Source organism: Mesorhizobium kowhaii (genome assembly GCF_042431665.1).
Classification (GTDB): Bacteria; Pseudomonadota; Alphaproteobacteria; order Rhizobiales; family Rhizobiaceae; genus Mesorhizobium; species Mesorhizobium kowhaii.
In genome coordinates, this window is the sequence record NZ_JBHLYT010000077.1 from 1 (window position 1) to 2,533 (window position 2,533).

Sequence of the window (2,533 nt, forward strand, 5' to 3'; positions counted from 1 at the left end):
CGTGAAGAGTTTCGGGCGCCGGCAGGCGTACGAAAGTCCCCGAGGAAGGAACCCGCGGGCCACAGTCGATGGCTATGGAGATTTCGATTTGCGGCGGATGTCGGCGAGGGCGCGACTGCCGCGGGGAAGCGCCGGGTTTGATGCGAACGGCCCGCTTCGCCTTCCGGCCACGCGGCGTGGTCGGCTCGTCGCGCAGCCGGATGCGCCCCCTGCGGCGTCGATGATCATCGCGAGCGCGTGTGGATCCGTTGCCGGAGGCTGAGCGCCTGCGGCTGGAGGCTGGATCATGTCATGCCGGGTCACGGGACGGTCTCCCGGTGAGTTGTCCTCGCGTCGGGCGGTCCGCGCGGCTGCCTCCACCGTTCGATCGTCTCGATGACGATCATGCGTCCGCCGCAGCAGGGGCATGGCGGCCGGACATCAGCCGGCTCTTCCGAGGTGTCGTTCTCGGACGGCGCAGCGACGTTCAGCAGTTCGCGGACGCGTGCGAGGCTGCCTTTGCGGGAGCCGCCGGCAAGCAGGCCGTAATGCCGGATGCGATGGAAGCCGTGCGGCAGGACATGGAGCAGGAAGCGGCGGATGAACTCATCGATCGTGAGCACCATGACCTGCTGCCGGTCGGCGCCGTCACGGCGGTAGTCTTTGTAGCGGAAGGTGACGCTGTTCTTGTCGAAGGCGATCAGGCGGCTGTTCGAGATCGCGACCCGGTGGGTGTAGCGCGACAGGTAGGCGAGCACCGCCTCCGGTCCCGCGAACGGCGCCTTGGCATAGACCACCCAGCGCTTCTTCAGGACGGGAGCAAGATGGCGCAGGAAGGCCCGGCGATCTGCCAGGTGTGCCATTGTTCCGAAGAAGGCTAACCGCTCGGCGTCGTGCAGCGCGATCAGCCTGTTGAGGAACAACCGGCGGAACAGCTTGCCGAGAACCCTCACCGGGAGCAGGAAGGCCGGGCGCGACGATATCCACCGGCTTCCATCCGGCGCGATGCCGCCGCCCGGCACGATCATGTGCGCGTGCGGATGGTGCGTCATCGCCGAACCCCAAGTGTGAAGGACGGCGGTGATGCCGATGCGCGCGCCGAGATGCTTTGGATCCGCCGCGATCGTCAGCATCGTCTCCGATGCCGCCTTGAACAGCAGGTCGTAGACCGCCGCCTTGTTCTGGAACGCGATGTCGGCGACCTTGGCGGGGAGCGTGAATACGACGTGGAAGTATCCGACCGGCAGCAGGTCGGCCTCTCGCTCGGCGAGCCATGTCCGCGCGGCCGCGCCCTGGCACTTGGGACAATGCCGGTTGCGGCAGGAATTGTAGGCGATGCGCCACTCGCCGCAGTCCTCGCAGGCTTCGACATGCCCGCCGAGGGCCGCGGTGCGACATTGCTCGATCGCCGACATGACCTTGAGTTGCTGCAGGCTCAGATGACCTGCATAGACGGCCCGATAGGCAGGCCCGGCGGCACGGAAGACGTCGGCGACCTCGACAGAAGCGCGCACGGCTCAGCCGTCGGGCGAGATCTCTCCCGGCTTGAACAAGCCAAGCTTGTCGAGCGGGCTCGTCACCGTTCGCACCGTGCGGGTCGCGACCTTGGTATAGAAGGCGGTGTTGTTCAGCTTGGCGTGCCCGAGCAGGACCTGGATGATCCGGATGTCGGTGCCGTCCTCCAGCAGGTGGGTGGCGAAGCTGTGGCGCAGCGTGTGCGGCCCGACCCGCTTGGCGATGTCGGCGGCCTGGGCCGCCTCGACGACCACGCGATAGAGCTGCCGCGTGCTGATCGGCTTCATCGGATGCTGCCCCGGAAACAACCAGCCGTCGCGGTGCATCACGCCCTGCTGCCGCCCGACCTTCCACCACTGGCGCAGCAGCACGAGCAGGTCCTCTGAGAGCATGGCGTTGCGATATCGCCCGCCTTTGCCGCGCTCGACGCGCAGCAGCATGCGCTCGCTGTCGACGTCGGCGACCTTCAGCATCGACACCTCGGCGACGCGCAGGCCCGCGCCATAGGCGACCGAGAGCGCGGCCTGGTGCTTGAGGCAGGTGGTGGCGTTGAGCAGCCGGGCAACCTCGTCGCGGCTCAGGACCACGGGCAGCTTGCGCGGATGCGCCAGACGAACGAGCTTGCGCGCCAGATCGGGACGATCGACCGTATGCGTGAAGAAGAAGCGCAGCGCCGACACGATGCTGTTCATGGTCGGCACTGGAACGCCGTCGTCCTGCTGCTTGATCTGGAACCGGCGCAAGTCGTCGGTGGTTGCTGTGCCTGGTGATCGCCCAAGGAATGTCGCCAGGCGTCCGATGTCGCGGAGATAGTTGCGTTGCGTCTCCCGGGAGAAACGCCGCATGTTCATGTCGTCGATCAGTCGCTGGCGCAACGGGCTGATCGAAGCTTCGAGAACTGGATGAGGCATGGTCAGACTCCTTGTTGAAGAAGCCTGTGATGCTCTGCCGCTGCCGAACCCCGCTCAATGCAGGCGCAACGACCGGTTCTTGATCTCTACCTCAACCGCAGGCGCCCTCCCGCGCAGCGGGTTCGTTC

Annotated in this window: 2 protein-coding genes; both read right to left on the reverse strand. The window is 66.5% G+C overall.

What is annotated here, in order from left to right:
• Window positions 1-299 precede the first annotated feature (299 nt).
• Window positions 300-1,493, reverse strand: a complete 1,194-nt coding sequence (locus tag ACFFNA_RS34220) for an IS91 family transposase (protein WP_378924304.1) — start codon at window positions 1,491-1,493, stop codon at window positions 300-302.
• 3 nt (window positions 1,494-1,496) lie between these two features.
• Window positions 1,497-2,405 carry a tyrosine-type recombinase/integrase gene (locus tag ACFFNA_RS34225; RefSeq protein ID WP_378924306.1) on the reverse strand — a complete coding sequence of 303 codons (909 nt, stop codon included), beginning with the start codon at window positions 2,403-2,405 and terminating at the stop codon, window positions 1,497-1,499.
• Between the last annotated feature and the right edge of the window lie 128 nt (window positions 2,406-2,533).

Bases quoted from the DNA above. Each gene is read 5' to 3' on its own strand.
- ACFFNA_RS34225 (WP_378924306.1), bottom strand. From the start codon at position 2,405: ATGCCTCATCCAGTTCTCGAAGCTTCGATCAGCCCGTTGCGCCAGCGA.